Here is a 17,414-nt window from a genome sequence, read left to right as displayed (position 1 = left end):
CGACCCTCCCCGCACCCGGCCGGCAGCCTCAGAAACGGAATCCCTGTGAACCAATCGTCTGCGACGGACACTTCATCCGCTTCACCCGTCATCCAGAAGATTGTCGAACAGTCCGCGCGCGTGTTGGAGACCTATCGCGTCGACCCCGGCCTGATTCTGGAGCATTCCAACGGCGAGCGTCGTATCACACAAGGAGGCTACGGGGACCGCCAGTTGTTCGAGCTGGTACAGAACGCGGCGGACGAGATCGCCGCCGAGCCCGGCGGGAAAGTCCACGTCGTGCTCACCGAATCGCATCTCTACTGCGCCAATCAGGGCACGCCCGTCACCGCGGAGGGCGCGGAGACCATCCTCCGGATGAGTGTCTCCAAAAAGCGCGGTGGTCAGATCGGCCGGTTCGGCGTGGGGGTGAAATCGATCCTGGCGGTCACGGACACCCCTCAGTTCTTCAGCACTTCCGGTTCTTTCGGATTCGACCGCGCATGGTCGTACGAAGCCATCCGCAAAACCCTCGGTACCGCCGCCGTCGACGAATTCGAGGCGCCCGTGCTGCGGATGGCCCGGCCCCTCGACCCCGTCGACGAACGCCTGAAGGACAGTGTCCTCGACCAGTTGCTGGCCTGGGCCACCACGGTCGTTCGTCTTCCCCTGCTGCCCGGCGCGGCCGAGCGTCTCGCCCACGACATGCACCGGACGTCGAAGGACGAGGTACGGAAGGAGTTCCCCGCCAGGTTCCAGCTCTTCTCCCACCACGTGGGGAAGGTCGTCCTGGAGGACCGCCGGACGATGCCCCCGGTCCGGCGGGAGATCACCGTCGAGCACGAGGGGTTCCGCCACAGCATCCACGAGGCACGCACCGGGAGAACGGTCGAGACCACGACCTGGAAGGTCTTCACGCACGCACACCGCCCCACGGAGGTCGCCCGCCGTAGCGCGGGCGAGATGCACGACCGCGGGACGATCGACATCGCCTGGGCGGTGCCCGAATACACCGGGGACACGCTCCTCGTCCCGCCCAAGGGCCGCGGTGAGTTCTGGTCCTTCTTCCCGACCAAGTACCCCATGACGCTGAGCGGCGCCCTCAACGGGGCGTGGAAGACGAACGAGGACCGGCAGAACCTGCTGGACGCGAGCCCCTTCAACCAGGAGATCATCCAGGTCGCGGCTCGCCTGGTGATCGATTCCCTGCCTCATTTGGTGCCGGCCGAGGACCCCGGGGCCTATCTTCCTCTCCTCCCCGGCCGTTCCAGGGAGTCGGAGACACTGAACTGGGCGGACAGGTACCTGACCGAGCAGATCTGGAAATTGGCCGCGCAACGTCCCTCTCTGCCGGACCAGGACGGTGTGTTGCAGATCCCTCGGGATCTGCACGTGCATCCTGTCCTGGGCAACCGCGGAGGTCCGAGAACGCGCTGGCTCGACATGTGGAACGCCCACCCGGGGCGCCCCTCGAACTGGCTCCACCCGTCGGTGGACGCGGTGGACATCCGGGTGGGCAAGGTCGAGCACATCCTCAACGAGACGAAGCAGCCGCGGGCGACTGTGCGCGCATGGCTGGAGGCTCTCGTCTCGGACGGGTCCGCCGAGGCGTCCGCCGTGGCCGTCCGCATCCTTTCGGAGATGATCCGGGAAGACTCGCCCCTCACGGAGGAGGCCCGCAAGGCCAGGATCGTCCTCACGGAGGAGCACGGACTGGTCGCGCCGGTCGCCGGAAGGGTGTTCAGGCGGTCCGTACGGGACGGCCTCAAGGACGACCTGGTGTACGTGGACCAGAAGCTCTCCGAGGACATGTCCCTGACGGGGGCGCTCAACAACATCGGCATCCGGGAGGCCGACGCGCGAGGCCGTTTCGTAGGAGTTCTGGACCAGGGCTTCGAACGCTACGGACCGCAGGACTGGACACGTTTCTGGGAACTCTTCCACAGCGCGGGCGGCCGTCACGTCTCCATGGAGGTCAGGTCCAGGGTCGCCGAGCCGCTGACGACCCTCCACGTCCGCACGCTGGACGGGCGCTTCCACCCCATGAACGACTGTCTGCTTCCCGGCCCGGTGGTTCCCGCCGACGGGTCCCGGGACGCGTCCGTCGCCGTGGATCCGGTCTTCCACTCCGACGACATCGCGGTGTTCGACGAGTTCGGCCTCCGGGATCGGCCCACGGGCGGCCGGCAGCCCGCCGCGGAGCCCTGGTTCGAGGAGTACCGCTCGGCGATGCACGAGGAGTACTGCAGAACCTTGGCCAGCGACGCCCCACGACCGACACTCCATCGTCTGAAGGTGGAAGGAGCAGCCACGGGCGGCCCCCTGCACCTCCTCCCCCACCTCTCCGACGAGGCCAGGGCCGCTTTCGTCAAAGCCCTGCCCGACGACAGCGTCATCGACCGTTGGACCGTGCAGATCGGTGTCCAGGCGTCGACCCGCCGACCCGTCGTCTCGCCGTTGCGATGGATGCTGCGCAAGCACGGCATGGTCCCGACGTCCCAGGGCATCGTCGCGCTCGAGGACGCGGTAGGACCACAGCTCCACGGGTACAGCGACGTGCTACCGGTGGCCGACATCAGTGCGGAGAAGGCTCGCAAACTCCATCTGCCCGTCGTGGCGGCCGATGTGCCCGCACGGCAGTGGGCGCAGTTGATGGCAGAGCTCGGCCGGAGCGAGGACGACGCCTTCGTGGGGCGTACCTACGTGATGTTGACCCGGCTCGAGGTGCCCTTTCCCGCGGACAGCCTCACCCGTTGCCGGATCGGCAACGAGTGGGACACCCGCGAGGACGGCGAGATCGCCGTGGCGGCCACGGAGGAGGAGTACCGGGTGCTCCGCGCCGAGCAACAGCCGGCACTGTTCGCGGGCGGCGCCGCGGACGCGGACCTCCTGATCAGGACCTGGGGGATGCTGCAGTTCTCCGACGTGATCAGCAAGGAGACCCGACACGTCGGGGAGGGCGAGCCGATCCTGCTCAGGGACGAGTTCCCGACGCTGCGGCAACGGCTCGGGGGTGTGATCAACAACTACAGCCTTCTGCGGTGTTCCGAGCTGGAGGAGGTGACCCGTACCCCGCAGGGCACCCGGGCCGCTCCCCTGACCAGTGCGCTCCACGGCACCACCGTGCTCGTCCTCGAACCCGAGTCCCGCCTGGCGGCACTCGTCGCGGCGGACAGGGAGCTGCGGTGGGGCCTCAAGGAAGGAGGGTGTCGAGCGGTCCTCGAAGCGCAGGAACGCCAGGAGGCGGACCAGCAGGTGCAGGAGGCCCTCCGCAGGGTCCGTGACGCCGAGACGGTCGAGGAGAAGCTCGAACTGCTGATCGGCGCGCCCTCGCTCCGTGCCGGACTTCCCCCCGGTCTCCTGGAGAGCGAGCGGGCGGACCGGGACGGCGAGGAACCGTCCGCCCGCCGAATCGCACGCATGGCGCACAACGCCCACGGCGACGGAGTACTCCAGATGCACGCGAAGGATCTCCTGGCGGCCTATCCGAACCAGGCTCCGTCGTCCTTCACCGGCTCGTCCCTCGCCGTGAAATTTGTGTCGGACTTCGGCTTTCCCGACTCCTTCGCCGGTACCAAGGCGTCCTCACTCGCGCCGAGGGTCGACGTCCCCGGCCCCACCGAGTACCTCGGTCTGCACGACTACCAGGAGCGCCTGGCCACCAACGTCCTCGCGATGCTCGACCGACTCAGCCCCCAACGGGGGATGCTGTCCCTGCCGACAGGAGCGGGCAAGACCCGGGTGGCCGCGGAGGCCGTCATCCGTTGGGTCAAGCGGGTGGACCAGCTGGACGGCCCGATCCTGTGGATCGCGCAGTCGGAGGAGCTCTGCGAACAGGCTGTCCAGAGTTGGAGCTTCGTCTGGTCGAAGGTCGGTACGGACAGCCCTCTGACGATCAGTCGGCTCTGGTCGACGAACGAGGCAGGTCCGGTCAAGGACCGTCCCCACCTGGTCGTGGCGACCGACGCGAAACTACGGAACTGTCTGGACGGCGAGAGCTACGAATGGCTGCGATCCGCCTGTCTCGTGGTGGTCGACGAGGCGCACGTGGCCATCTCGCCCCAGTACACCGAGATCCTCGGCCACCTGGGACTGACCCACACACGGACCGAACGTCACCTGCTCGGCCTGACGGCGACACCCTTCCGCAACACCAACGACGACGAGACCCGTCGACTGGTGCAACGGTTCGGTGGCCGCCGACTCGACGACGGCATATTCGCCACCGACGACGCGTACGCGGAACTCCAGGAGCTCGGCATGCTGGCGCGGGTCACGCACCAGGAACTCGCGGGCGGCACGATCGAGTTGACGAACGTCGAGAAGGAGCGGGCCGAACAGCTGAGTCTGCTGTCGAAGGCAGCGGAGGAGCGTCTCGCCGGCGACCAGGACCGGAACCAACGGATCATCGACGAGATCCGGAGCATGCCCGAGGACTGGCCGGTACTGGTCTTCGCCACGTCCGTGGACCATGCCAAGTTCCTGGCCGCCAAGCTCAACGACCTGAGGATCACGGCGGCAGCGGTCGACTCCGCGACACCGACGGCGGACCGACGGCACCGAATCGATCTGTTCCGAAAAGGCGCCATCCGTGTTCTCACCAACTACGGCGTCCTGACGCAGGGGTTCGACGCTCCCGCGACGCGGGCCGTCGTGGTCGCGCGCCCCACCTACAGCCCGAACGTCTACCAGCAGATGATCGGCCGTGGGCTGCGCGGACCACGTAACGGCGGCAAGGAGACCTGTCTGATCCTGAACGTCCGGGACAACATCACCAACTACGGCAGATCCCTGGCCTTCACACAGTTCGAGCACCTGTGGAGTGCGAAGTGAGCAACGTCTATCTGGACAGCCCGGTCCTCACGGCCGAGCAGCAGGCCGTCGTGGACCAACCTTGGGACACCCGACTCCTGGTCACGGCGGGTGCGGGCGCGGGCAAGACGCACACGCTCGTGCGCAGGCTGGACGCCCTGATGAGCGACGAGGAGGACGCGCTCGAGGCGCGGGAGATCCTGGTGCTCAGCTTCTCCCGAGCGGCCGTACGCGAGCTGCGCGAGCGGATCGCGCTCCACGCGCGCGAAGCTCGCCGGGTACGGGTGCAGACCTTCGACTCCTGGGCCTACGCCCTGTTGAGAAGCGCCCACCCCGCCCGCGACTGGAGCACCTTTCCTTTCGAGGAACGTATCCAGGAGGCCACCGAGGCGATCATGCGTGGGGCGGTCGAGGAGACCGAATCGGGTGCTCCCGCCCACGTGGTGATCGACGAGGTCCAGGACCTGGTCGGCGACCGCAGGGACATGGTGGAGACGCTGCTCGACCGTTTCCAGAACAACTGCGGCTTCACCGTCGTGGGGGACGGCGCCCAGGCCATCTTCGGTTTCCAGGTGTCGGACGACGACGCCCGGGCGGCGGAGACCAACTACTTCTTCGACTGGCTGCGGGCGTCCTACCCGGACGACCTCGTGGAACTCCACCTGTCGGAGAACTTTCGTGCCCGCACGGACGAAGCACGTACGGCCCTGACGCTCGGGACCACACTCCGCCGCCTGCCGTCCGAGACCGCGGAGTCCGACGCCGCGGGTGAGGTCCTTCACCGCAAGCTGCGCGACCTGCTTCGGGCGTGCCCCGACTTCGGCACCCTCGACAACGCCTTCACCCTCGGCTCCCTCACCGACTTCCCGGGAACCTGCGCGATCCTCTGCCGGGACAACCGACAGGCGATCGCGCTTTCGGACACCTTGCACTCCCGAGGTGTCGGGCATCGGACCCAGCGCCCTCTTCAGGACCGGCCCGTGCCGGCGTGGGTGGCGTCCCTGCTGCGCGCCACCGGTTCCGGCACACTCACCGAGGAACGGTTCCGCGAGCTTCTCGCCGCCGGTCCGACCCCGCCCTCCGGTGACCACCCCAGGCTCTGGCGCTCCTTGCGCGGCGCGGCGCGTGGGCCGCGAGGGCTCATGGATGTCACGGCGGTGCGCCCTCTGATCGCGGAGGGGCGGTTCCCCGACGATCTCGCCGCCGCGGAGCCGGCACCTCTGGTGATCTCCACCGTCCACCGTGCCAAGGGTCTGGAGTTCGACCGGGTGATCGTGGTGGAACCGGGGACGACGGCGGAGTTGGCGAAACAGCATTCCCACGTCGATCCGGCGTCGGAGGCCCGTGCGCTGTACGTGGCGATGACGCGTCCGAGGGACGACCTGTTCCGGATCGCGCCGCCCGACACGGCGCTCCTCCGCAAGGACAGGTCCGCCAACCGCTGGTACCTGGGCGGCTGGCAGGCGTACATCCGGGACGGAATCACCGCCTCCGGCCTGGACGTCTCCCGGGAGCACCCACCTGGTACGGACGGTTTCACGGACGACGCCACCGCCGTGCAGGAGTACCTGGCGACCTCGGTCCACCCCGGCGACGAGTTGGTCCTGCGCCCGCAGCACGAGATGCCCATGGCCGCGGACCAGAGCCCGCCCTACACGATCCACCACCGGGGCAGGCCCGTCGGTGTGGTGTCGGAGCAGTTCCGTCGCGATCTCCACGCGTCCCTGAAGATCAACCGAACCTGGGAGATCAACTGGCCCGTGGAGATCACGGGCTTCAGGGTGGACTGTCTGGAGAGCGTCGCAGGAAGTACGGCGTCCGGCCTGCGTGCCGGGCTGGGCGACCAGGGAATCTGGATCGTGCCCCGGATGTCCGGGCTCGGCCGGTACAGACGGGTCCGGAAGAACGCCGACGAAGGGCAGAGCAGATGACCACCGGTCCAGGCCCGCATTCCGCGCACTACGCGATGCGCGAAGGCCTCGTCGAGGAACTCCGCAGGGACCTGCTCGGTCCGGGTGAGCCCGACGAGATCCTCACGCAGGATCCACCGATCACGACCTACCCCATCGGTGTGCTCTTCCCCCGTCCCACCGACGAGGCGGCGGAGAACGAGCTCTGGGCGGCGACGGCCGAGAACGACGGCCTCGACGACTCCCCCGTGCTGCGCGGCGGTCGGGACATCGAGGACACCACTCCCGATTCGGGGGTGTCCCTGGCGAACGACCGTCGACCGTCGTCCATGGGCCTCACCTTCGCCGTCGACCCCGCGGTGACATCGACGATCCTCGTCACCGCCGAAGCCGCCGCGTACGACCCGGTCGACGCCGCGGGCCGCCCCGTCGCAGCGAAGCGCGCCGAGGCGCGAAGTACCTCCGAACAGTCCGAACGATGGCGTCGACGCCCACTGACCCTGCGCCCTGTGACGATCGACGTCACCCGCGCCGGTATGCAACCGGCGGAGATCGTCGACGAGGGCGTGGAGATCCGAGCTCTGGTCCGGCGTCCCGCGGGCCCTCACGGCACGGTCACCGTCACGGTCACCCTGATCAACACCAGACGGATCGGGGAGCGCGAGCTCCAGGACGCCTTCTGCCTCTACCAGCCCCGTCTCACCGTCACCGCACCCCGGGGGAAGGCCCCGTTCGTGGAGCGGCCGGCCACCGGGAGGGCGACGGACCCGGAACTGGCCGCCGGCAGGCTGCTCCACCGACATGCCCCGACCTTCGCCATGGGGCATGGATGCGCGGCCGTCTGGGACTGGACCCCACCTCCCGTCGGAGCGCCGCCCGTCGAGCGCGCGTCCGTCGGCGAGGTGCGGACCGAGTTCGTACCGACCCACGAGGTACTTCTGACCGACTCCAACCCGGAGATCGACAACTCGGCCCTCACCATGCACGGTCTGGCCACCGGGCCCACGTCCGAGGTGCTTGCGGCTCTCAACGAACTGGCCGCCGGGTACGCGGACTGGATCGACCGGAAGGAGAAGGAGGCGGAGGCACTGACCGGGACCTCCTTCGAGGTTCCGGCCCGAACCCAGATCGAGCGGTGCCTGGCCGCGCTGGCCCGTATGCGTCGAGGAATCCGTGTGCTGGGGACGAAACCCGACGCGATGGAGGCGTTCCGCCTCGCGAACCTGGCCATGGCACGACAGCGGGCACGCAGCGTCTGGGTGAAGTCGGGGCGTACCGGCGCTCCCGACGTGACAGCCGGTCGCTGGCGTCCCTTCCAGGTGTCCTTCATGCTCCTGTGCATCGAGGGGATCGAGGATCCCGCCCACGAGGACCGTGGGATCGCGGACCTTCTCTGGTTCCCGACCGGTGGCGGAAAGACGGAGGCCTATCTCGGGCTGATCGCCTTCACGACGTTCCTGCGCCGTATGCGCCTCGGGGCGTCGGGAGCGGGCGTCACCGTCCTCATGCGCTACACCCTGCGGCTGCTCACCCTCCAGCAGTTCGAGCGTGCCACCACCCTGATCTGTGCCATGGAACTGCTCCGGCTGGGCGACACCGCCACGTTGGGGGCCGAACCGATCTCCGTCGGTATGTGGGTCGGCCAGTCCGCCACCCCCAACACCCTCTCGGTGGCGGAGACCAGCCTGGCCGAGCTACGTGGTGGCAGGACCCTTCAGGAGAGGAACCCCGTCCAACTGCACGCCTGCCCCTGGTGCGGGACCCGCCTCGACGCCTACCAGTACGAGGTGGACGAGGAAGCACGACGGATGTACGTCCGTTGCCCGGACGAGACGTGCGATTTCCGTGACGGGCTGCCCGTCCACCTGGTCGACGAAGCGGTCTACGACGCACGCCCGACCTTGGTGATCGCCACCGTCGACAAGTTCGCGGCGATGCCGTGGCGTGAGCGCACCGCGGCTCTGTTCAACCGGGACCGCTCGGACGGTACCCCCCCTCCCGAACTGATCGTCCAGGACGAGCTGCATCTGATCTCGGGGCCGCTCGGCACCCTCACCGGGCTGTACGAGACCGCGGTCGACGTGCTCGCCGACCGCCCCAAGGTGATCGCCTCCACCGCGACCATCCGGCGTGCCGCGGATCAGGGCAGAGCGCTCTTCGACCGCGAGGTCGCCCAGTTCCCGCCGGGCGGCCTGGACGCCCGTGACTCCTGGTTCGCCGTCGAGACGCCCAAGGAGCGTAAGGCCACTCGCCGATACGTCGGTCTGCTCACGCCGAGCACCAGCCAGTCGACGCTTCTCATCCGGACCTACGCGACCCTGCTGCACCACGCGATGCGGGCCGGCACCACCGAGGAGGTGCGTGACGCGTACTGGACGCTGGTCGGCTACTTCAACAGCCTCCGGCTGCTGGCCGCGGCCGAACTCCAGGTCCACGACGACGTCGAGGCCTACCTGGAGTACCTGGCCGACCGGGACGGCGTACCGAGACGACGCATTCGGGAGATGACCGAGTTGACCAGCCGGGCCAACTCCAGCGAGGTCCCGAGTCGCCTCAAGCAGATCGAGCGACGCATCCCTCACCCCGAGTCCGTCGACGTCCTGCTCGCCACGAACATGATCTCCGTCGGTGTGGACGTGGACCGACTGGGTCTGATGGCGGTGATGGGCCAGCCGCAGACGACCGCCGAGTACATCCAGGCGACGAGCCGTGTCGGCCGAAGTCACCCCGGACTCGTGGCGGTCATGCTCAACTCCGCCCGTTCACGGGACCGTTCGCACTACGAGGACTTTCTGCACTTCCACTCCGCGCTCTACCGGGAGGTGGAGTCGACCAGCGTGACACCGTTCTCCTCGCGGGCCCGCGAACGAGGGCTGCACGCGGTCGTCGTCGCCCTCGCACGGATCCTGATCCCTGCCGCCCGTCCCGACGAGGGCGCCGGACGGATCGGTGAGTTCCGGGAAGAGATCGAGCGTGTGGTCGAGGCCTCCCTGCTGACGCGGGTCCGTGAGGTCGACGAGGACGAGTACGAGGCGACGTCCCGGGCCGTCACGGAGTTCCTCGATCACTGGGAGGAACGGGCCGAGGTCCACGGGGGGCTGTCGTACGAACCGGGACGGGGGCGGAGAACTCCTTCCCTGCTCTGTGCCTTCGACGACATGACGAACGAAGAGGCTTGGCCCACTCTGTGGAGTCTGCGTGATGTCGACGCCGAGTCCGCCCTGTTCATGGAGACATCGCGATGACCCCGCCGCCCGCCCGCCGCCGTCGAGGAGGAGCTCCGGAGCGGAGCTTCCCCCGTAAGGGTTCGGTACGCCGTTCGCAGATGATCACGACGTACGGTGTCGGCTCGATGATCGCCGTCGACAACGAGTCGTTCATCGTGTCCGGCATCGACTCGTGGAACGTCGACGGAGCCCCGACCATTCACGAGCACCGACTGGCACGTGTGCTCGGGGTCCAGTTCTTCCGCCTTCCTCCCGCGTCGGACGACACCAGCAAGGACGGCGTCCATGTCCGACGCTTCCCTCTCTGGCATTCGTGCCCCACCTGCAACGCGCTCCAGCACGTGCGGGGGTTCAACTCCCCTCCCGGGAAGAACGAGTGCGGAGAATGCGACGAGGAGCTCGTCCCGTCACGCTTCGTCATGGCCTGCGCCCGCGGACACATCGACGACTTTCCTTACTGGAAATGGGCCCACCGCAACAACCGTGCCGGCGAGACGGGACTCTGCGGTGGCGCCATGCGTCTGCGCACCAGCGGAAAGACGGCGTCGTTGCGGTCCGTCCTCGTCTCCTGCAGCTGCGGGATCCCGGAGGTCTCGATGGAGGGGGCGTTCCGCGGCCGGGCACTGTCGGACCTCAAGGTGCGATGCAGCGGAAAGCGTCCCTGGCTCAAGGACGCTCCCGTCGAGCCGTGTGCCGAGGCCCCCAGAACGCTCCAACGTGGTTCGTCGGTGGCTTGGCAGGCGATCGTACGGACCGCGCTGTCGATCCCGCCGTGGAGCGGCGGTCTCGCGGCCCGTCTCGCCGATCACTGGGAGACCTTGCGCGCCATCGACCGCAGCGAACTCGAACTGGCCCTCAAGCTGATCACCCTGAAGGACAAGGACGAGCTGCCTCTGGAACAGGTCGTCGCACTCCTCGACGCGGAGAACGAGGAGGACGCCGGAACGGAGGAGGCACGCACGAAGGATCGCGCCAATGTGGCACTCCGGAAGAAGGAGTACGAACGTCTGAGCGAGGGCAATCCCGAGAGCTCGGCGGACCGGGACGAACAGTTCATCTGCGAGCGACCCAGATCCTCGACGTCCGTGCTGCTTCCGTACGGCGTGACAAGTCCCATGCTGGTCAAGCGTCTTCGAGAGGTACGGGCCCTCAAGGCGTTCTCCCGCGTGGACACCCCCGACTCCCACGCGGACGTCCACGAGGCACAGTTGTCGCTCACCCCGCTGAACTGGCTGCCGGCCATGGAGGTCCAGGGCGAAGGCGTGTTCCTCCGCCTCGACGAGGAAAGGGTCGATTCCTGGGCGAGGAACGCGGCGGTGGCGGCACGCGTGGAACGGATTCGGTCCAACCACCTGCGTCAACTGCGCGAGCGTGCCAAGGATCCGAAGTCCGCCCCCGACTCGCCCGCGTCCGCCCGGATGATTCTGCTGCACACGTTGTCACACGTACTCGTCAACGAGTGGAGTCTGGACGGCGGCTACCCCACGTCCTCGCTCCGGGAACGGTTGTACGCCGACGAGACCATGGCCGGTCTCCTCGTCTACACGGCGACCAGCGACTCGGCAGGCAGCCTTGGAGGTCTGGTCGCCCAGGGAGAACCCGCCAAGCTCGAGAAGGCTCTTCGGGCCGCTCTGACCAGGGCCACGTGGTGCTCGGCGGACCCTCTCTGCGTCGAGTCCGAGGCGAGTGGGGCCGGCAGCGTGAATCTCGCGGCCTGCCACGCCTGCGTCCTGCTGCCCGAGACAAGTTGCGAGCAGAACAACGGCCTGCTGGACCGTGCACTCCTGATCGGGACCCCGGAGGACCCGTCCATCGGGTTCTTCACCCCGGCGCTCCACTGACGGACGCGGTCGTCAGGCCTTGACCGACTCGGGTCAGAGGTAGGGCCTGATGATCAGGTTGGGGAGGGTGGGGCGGGATTTGGCTTGGTGGAGTTTGGTGGTGAGGGCTGCCAGTAGTTCTTGCGGGTGGTCGCGGATCAGGGCGGGGGCCGCGCTGATCACGTCTACTCCGTGGGCTTCCAGGCGGAGGCGTCTGCGGAGGGTGGTGCGGTATTCGGCGATGCCGAGGTGGTACTCCTCCGAGTCGACCTCCAGGGCCACGCCGGCGTGGGGCCAGTAGGCGTCCGGGCGGGCCAGGAAGGTGCCCTTGGGGGTGAGGAGGGTGGGGTTCCAGAGGGGGTGGGGGAGGTTGGTGTGGCGGAGGGTGTCCCTTGCCCGGGCCTCCGCGATGGAGCGGGTGCCCGCGCGGAGGTCGTCCAGGACGGTGCGCGCTGCCGGGTTGCGGAGGGCGCGGGACGCGTGGAGTTCGGCGCGGAGGTCTTCCGGGTGGCAGCTGGTCTTCTGGACCGTGGCGGTGAGGATCGCGCGGACGCGGTCCGGGGAGCGTTCGTGGGCCGCGAAGTCGGAGGCGGCGCGGACGGGGCGTACGCACGGGATGCCGTCGACCAGGAGCGTCGGTGGCCAGCGGCTCGTGCGCCGGACGTGGACGTACGCGGTGTTCCGCAGGCTTCTGGTTGCCGGGACGAGGACGGCCGCCCGGTGGGTGGTCGCCCCGGGGACTCCGTACAGGGCGAGTGCCGATTCGCCGGTCAGTACGGCCGTGCCGCCGGACAGGGGCGTCAGGCCCTTCGCCCCGTACAGCACCGCCGCCAGGAGCCGTTGGCGCGCGTCCGGCGTTCCTGTCTGGAGGAGGACCACGCCGGGCAGCAGTCGCTGCCAGGGGCCGTTCGGTGCGCAACGGCGGGCGGTCGTGCTCGGTGCCAGGCCAGCCGCGCGGAGCTGGCGTGAGGTCGCCAGGCATTGCTGGGTGCGGGCGAGGTGGGTGATGGCGGGGTCCGCGGCGGTGGTTCGGAGCATGGGGGTTCTCTGCCCGGGGGTGGTGGGGCCGGGAACTCCTCGGGGTGGGTTGTGACGATCTGTTATGTGCTGTGTTGCGTTGCGGGGTGCCTGCGGTCGGTTCTTCTCGCGACGTAGGCTCTGTGCGTTGGAGACGGCAGAGGTAGGGGTGGGTGGTTGTGATGGCTCGGGTTCCCGCAGCGGTGGTGGCGGCCGGTGGGCTCGTCGGTGGGTACGCGGTCGCCCGGTGGACCAAGAAGCGACCCCTCGGCGGGGTCGCGCTGGCCGCCGCCGGCGCCGTGGCCGCCCGGCAGTGGCACCGGGAGGGCGGGACGAAGGCTTCGGTGGGGCTGAGCGCCGCCTACCTCGCCGCGTTCGGCGCCTCGCACCCCCTGGCCAAGAAGGTCGGCGCCTGGCCCGCTGTCTTCACCGTGGCCGGTACGGTCGCCACGGCTTCCTGGGTCGTAACCCGGCGCAGTGGTGGTGCTGGAGCCGCGTAAAAACCCAGGACGCCGTGGCGGTGCCCAAGCGCAGCCGTTCCGCCACCTCCGCGAGCGCCCGCGCGCCGGGCCGGGCCGGGTGCTCGCGGCCCGTACCCCCGCGCCCCGGCCGCGCCCGGGCCCCCCGGACGCGGCGTCTGAACCGGCATAAAGTGGTTGATCCAGGCATGATGTGGGCCATGAGGAGACAGGTGCCGGGGAAGGGGAAGGACCTGCGATGGGGTCTCACCCGGCTCACCGTCGTGGCGAGTGGGCTGCTCGCGCTGCTGATCGGGTTGATCTTCGGTTTCATGCTGTGGGCGATCAACGGCATGCGCGCCTCCGCCGACGCCCGCAAGGAGACCCGCATGGGCATCGTCGAGACGGAGCGGTTCGAGCAGCTGCTCGTCGACCTCGAGACCGGGCAGCGCGGGTACGTCATCACCAAGCAGGGCGTGTTCCTGCAACCGTGGCAGGCCGCCCGCAAGGCCTTCCCCTCCCAGGCCCGGGAATTCGAGTCGCACGCCAGCACCCCCGCGCAGAAGCGGCGCGCGGCGGAGATCACGCGGGGCATCGACTCGTACATCCACGACTACTCGGTTCCGCTGGTCAAGGCCGCCCAGCGCGGTGACTCCGCCGTGTCGAGCCTGGCGGCGACCGCCGAGGGGAAGCGCCTCGCCGACGCGCTGCGCGACGACTTCACCCGCTACATGGCCACCGAACGCGACCTCCTGGACGCCCGCGCCGACACCGCCAACGCCAACGCCGAGCGGGCCGTGATCGCCGCGTCCGCCGGGCTCGGCGTGTCGATCCTGCTCATCGTGGGCTTCACCGTCTACCAGTCACGCGCCATCGTGCGCCCCACCCGCAGGGCGGCCGCCGTCGCCAAGCAGATCGCGGACGGCGACCTCGGCGTACGCATGGCGCTCACCGGTCCCGCGGAGATCGGCGCGCTGGGCGCGTCCTTCAACACCATGGCCCGGTCGCTCCAGGAGAGCCGCGCCCGGACCGAGGCGGCCCGCCGCCGCCTGCGGCTGCTGTACGACACCAGCGTGTCGGTCGGTACGACCCTCGACGTGGAGCGGACGGCACGCGAACTGGTCCAGGTGGTCGTACCGCAGTTCGCCGACTTCGCCACCGCCGACCTCCTGACCCCCGTGCAGGGCGAGACACCGCAGACCGGCGCCTCCCAGGAACTCCAGCGGGTGGCGGTCGGCGGCATCCGCGAGGACCACCCGTTCCGCCCCGTCGGGACCCGGCGCACCCCCGACCCCTCCACCCCGTACGCGCGCAGCCTCGGCACCCGCCTCGGCCACATCGAGGCTGACCTGCGGACCTCGACCTCCTGGCGGGCCGGGGACCCCGAGTACGCGGGGCGCATCCTCGACGAGGGCGTCCACTCGCTCATCACCGCCCCGATGCTGTCCCGGGGCGACATGATGGGCGTGCTCAGCTTCTGGCGCTCACGCCAGGGGGAGCCGTTCGACGAGGAGGACGTCTCCCTCGCCGAGGAACTGGCCGCCAAGGGCGCCGTGGCCATCGACAACGCCCGCCGGTACACCCGCGAGCGCGCCACCGCGCTCACCCTCCAGCGCAGCCTCCTCCCCCAGCGGCTGCCCGAGCAGGCCGCGGTGGAGGTGGCCTCCCGCTACCTGCCCACCGGCGAGCTGGGCGGCGTCGGCGGCGACTGGTTCGACGTGATCCCCCTGTCGGGCACCCGCGTCGCGCTGGTCGTCGGCGACGTCGTCGGCCACGGCCTCCACGCCGCCGCGGCCATGGGACGGCTGCGTACCGCCGTCCGTACCCTGGCCGACGTCGACCTGCCGCCCGACGAACTCCTCACCCACCTCGACGACCTCGTCATCCGGCTCGCCGACGGCGAGGAGACCAGCGAGGAGACCCACGACCCGGCGGCCGTCGCCGACCTGGGCGCCACCTGCCTGTACGCGGTCTACGACCCCGTCTCCCGCCGCTGCACCTTCGCCACCGCCGGCCACCCGCTCCCCGTCGTCCTCACCCCCGACGGGACGGCCGCACCGGTCTCCGGCCACATCGGCCCGCCCCTCGGGATCGGCGGCCTCCCCTTCGAGACCACCGAACTGGAACTGGAACCCTCCAGCGTCCTCGCCCTCTACACCGACGGCCTCATCGAGTCCCGCGAACACGACATCGACCGCGGCATCGCCGAACTGTGCCGGGCCCTCGCCCGCCCCGCCGCGACCCTGGAGGAGGCGTGCGACATCGTCACCGGAGCCCTCCTCCCCGAGCGCCCCGCCGACGACGTGGCGCTCCTGCTGGCCCGTACCCGCGCCCTGTCCCCCGACCAGGTCGCCACCTGGGACATCGCCGCCGACCCCTCCCAGGTCGAACGCGCCCGGCGGCTGGTCGTCGACCAGCTCGACGCGTGGGGGCTCTCCGAGGCGGCCTTCATCACGGAACTGGTCGCCAGCGAACTCGTCACCAACGCCGTCCGCCACGGCGCGCCCCCCATCCGGCTCCGGGTGATCCGCGACCGCACCCTGATCTGCGAGGTCTCGGACGGCAGCAGCACCGCGCCCCACCTGCGGCGCGCCCGGGAGACGGACGAGGGCGGCCGCGGGCTGCTGCTCGTCGCCGGCCTCACCCAGAGCTGGGGGACGCGCCAGACGACGACCGGCAAGACCATCTGGTGCGAGCAGCCGCTCCCCGACTTCTGACGGGCACCAGGCCTCTGCCGGTCGCTCGCTCTCCGGCGGTCGCCGGATTCCGTACGGTACGAGGCGGCCGCCGCCTCACGCCCCCAGCGCGTGCGACACCGTGTAGATCACCAGCCCCGCCAGCGCCCCCACCACCGTCCCGTTGATCCGGATGAACTGAAGGTCACGCCCGATGTTCGCCTCGATCTTGCGGGACGTGTCCGTCGCGTCCCAGCTCTTCACCGTGTCCGAGATCAGCGACGTGATCTCCCCCCGGTACGTCGACACGACATACCCCGCCGCGTCCTCGACCCACCCCTCCACCTTCGCCTGGAGCCGCCCGTCCGTCGCCAGCCGCGCGCCCAGCGACAGCAGCGAGGCCCGCGCCCGCAGGCGCAGTTCGCTGTGGTCGTCGCTCGCCGCCGAGATGATCATTCCGCGTACGGAGGACCACGCCGAGGCGATGATGTCCTGCACCTCCGGGCGGGCCAGCAGATCCGACTTCAGGCGCTCGACCCGCGCCCGCGTGTCCGTGTCCGACTGGAGGTCGGCCGCGAAGTCCCGCAGGAACCGGTCGATCGCGCCCCGCGCCGGGTGCCCCGGCATGTCCCGCATCTCCGTCACGAACCGCAGCAGCTCCCGGTACACGCGGTCGCCGATCCGCCGGTCCACGAACCGCGGCGTCCAGCCCGGCGCGCCGCCCTGCACCGCGTCCATGACCGAGTCGCCGTGCTCCACCAGCCAGTCGTGCGCGCGGGCGCAGATCAGGTCCACGGCCCGGTGGTGCGCCCCGTCCGACACGATCCGGTCGAGCATCTTGCCCAGCCCCGGGGCGATCTCCGCCGCGTCCGCGCGCCGCGTGATCGCCTCGCCGACCACGGCCTGCACGTCCGAGTCCCGCAGCACGGTCAGCGCGCCGCGCAGCGCCGTGGACAGCTCGGCCGTCACCCGGTCCGCGTGGGAGGGCTCCGCCAGCCAGGAACCGAGCCGGCCGCCGATGCCGAGGGCCCGCAGCCGGGCCCGTACGACGTCCGCGGACAGGAAGTTCTCCCCGACGAACGCGCCGAGGGAGGTGCCCAGCTGGTCCTTCTTGTTCGGGATGATCGCGGTGTGCGGGATGGGCAGCCCCAGCGGGCGCCGGAACAGCGCCGTCACCGCGAACCAGTCCGCGAGCGCGCCCACCATCCCCGCCTCGGCCGCCGCCGCGACGTAACCCGGCCAGCCGTCCACGCCCGAGTTCTTCGCCCAGGTCGCGAGGACGTAGATCACGGCGACGAGCAGCAGCAGCCCGCTGGCGGTGGTCTTCATCCGGCGGACGCCGCGCCGCTTCTCCTCGTCCGCGGCGGTGTACGAGAAGGCGGGCAGCCCGGCGGCGGACAGCCCCCCGGGGCGGCCGGGCGAACGACCCGCGTCCGTGCCGGGGGAGCGGTCGGCGTCCGTGTCCGGTCCGGCCGCTCTCCCCTTGTTGCTGCGTTCCATCCGCTCCACCCGTCCG

8 protein-coding genes are annotated in these 17,414 nt (G+C 69.8%); 6 read left to right on the top strand and 2 right to left on the bottom strand.

The window, feature by feature from the left end:
• Positions 1-45: 45 nt before the first annotated feature.
• The 4 genes from HA039_RS22290 to drmB are packed head-to-tail and all read left to right on the top strand — an operon-like array spanning position 46 to position 11,769.
• The gene (locus HA039_RS22290; RefSeq protein WP_167032720.1) at positions 46-4,812 is read left to right on the top strand and encodes a DEAD/DEAH box helicase; all 4,767 of its coding nucleotides are present in this window, start codon (positions 46-48) and stop codon (positions 4,810-4,812) included.
• Positions 4,809-6,722 carry a UvrD-helicase domain-containing protein gene (locus HA039_RS22285; RefSeq protein ID WP_167032718.1) on the top strand — a complete coding sequence of 638 codons (1,914 nt, stop codon included), beginning with the start codon at positions 4,809-4,811 and terminating at the stop codon, positions 6,720-6,722. The genes HA039_RS22290 and HA039_RS22285 overlap by 4 nt, the downstream gene beginning before the upstream one ends.
• Entirely contained in the window at positions 6,719-9,946 is a 3,228-nt protein-coding gene (locus HA039_RS22280) for a helicase-related protein (protein ID WP_167032716.1), read from the top strand. The genes HA039_RS22285 and HA039_RS22280 overlap by 4 nt, the downstream gene beginning before the upstream one ends.
• The gene (gene drmB / locus HA039_RS22275; RefSeq protein ID WP_167032714.1) at positions 9,943-11,769 is read left to right on the top strand and encodes a DUF1998 domain-containing protein; all 1,827 of its coding nucleotides are present in this window, start codon (positions 9,943-9,945) and stop codon (positions 11,767-11,769) included. The genes HA039_RS22280 and drmB overlap by 4 nt, the downstream gene beginning before the upstream one ends.
• Positions 11,770-11,802: 33 nt before the next feature.
• On the opposite strand, the gene HA039_RS22270 is transcribed toward drmB, so the two are convergent.
• The gene (locus tag HA039_RS22270; RefSeq protein ID WP_167032712.1) at positions 11,803-12,786 is read right to left on the bottom strand and encodes a hypothetical protein; all 984 of its coding nucleotides are present in this window, start codon (positions 12,784-12,786) and stop codon (positions 11,803-11,805) included.
• Between the two features lie 161 nt (positions 12,787-12,947).
• Between HA039_RS22270 and HA039_RS22265 the strand changes: the two genes are divergently transcribed.
• A complete protein-coding gene (locus HA039_RS22265; protein WP_167032710.1) occupies positions 12,948-13,265 on the top strand; it encodes a hypothetical protein in 318 nt (105 codons plus the stop codon).
• 179 nt (positions 13,266-13,444) lie between these two features.
• A complete protein-coding gene (locus HA039_RS22260; protein ID WP_167032708.1) occupies positions 13,445-15,940 on the top strand; it encodes a SpoIIE family protein phosphatase in 2,496 nt (831 codons plus the stop codon).
• 75 nt (positions 15,941-16,015) lie between these two features.
• On the opposite strand, the gene HA039_RS22255 is transcribed toward HA039_RS22260, so the two are convergent.
• On the bottom strand, positions 16,016-17,398 hold the full coding sequence (locus HA039_RS22255) for a DUF445 domain-containing protein (RefSeq protein ID WP_167032706.1): 1,383 nt from the start codon (positions 17,396-17,398) through the stop codon (positions 16,016-16,018).
• Positions 17,399-17,414: the final 16 nt, after the last annotated feature.

This window comes from Streptomyces liangshanensis (genome assembly GCF_011694815.1).
GTDB classification, from domain to species: domain Bacteria; phylum Actinomycetota; class Actinomycetes; order Streptomycetales; family Streptomycetaceae; genus Streptomyces; species Streptomyces liangshanensis.
Note: the sequence above shows the minus strand (reverse complement) of the source record. Positions and strands in the feature narration are given on the sequence as shown.

Excerpts from the sequence above, each read along its gene's own strand:
- HA039_RS22280 (WP_167032716.1), top strand. The coding sequence starts at position 6,719 with ATGACCACCGGTCCAGGCCCGCATTCCGCGCACTACGCGATGCGCGAA.
- drmB (WP_167032714.1), top strand. The coding sequence starts at position 9,943 with ATGACCCCGCCGCCCGCCCGCCGCCGTCGAGGAGGAGCTCCGGAGCGG.
- HA039_RS22270 (WP_167032712.1), bottom strand. The coding sequence starts at position 12,786 with ATGCTCCGAACCACCGCCGCGGACCCCGCCATCACCCACCTCGCCCGC.
- HA039_RS22265 (WP_167032710.1), top strand. The coding sequence starts at position 12,948 with ATGGCTCGGGTTCCCGCAGCGGTGGTGGCGGCCGGTGGGCTCGTCGGT.
- HA039_RS22260 (WP_167032708.1), top strand. The coding sequence starts at position 13,445 with ATGAGGAGACAGGTGCCGGGGAAGGGGAAGGACCTGCGATGGGGTCTC.
- HA039_RS22255 (WP_167032706.1), bottom strand. The coding sequence starts at position 17,398 with ATGGAACGCAGCAACAAGGGGAGAGCGGCCGGACCGGACACGGACGCC.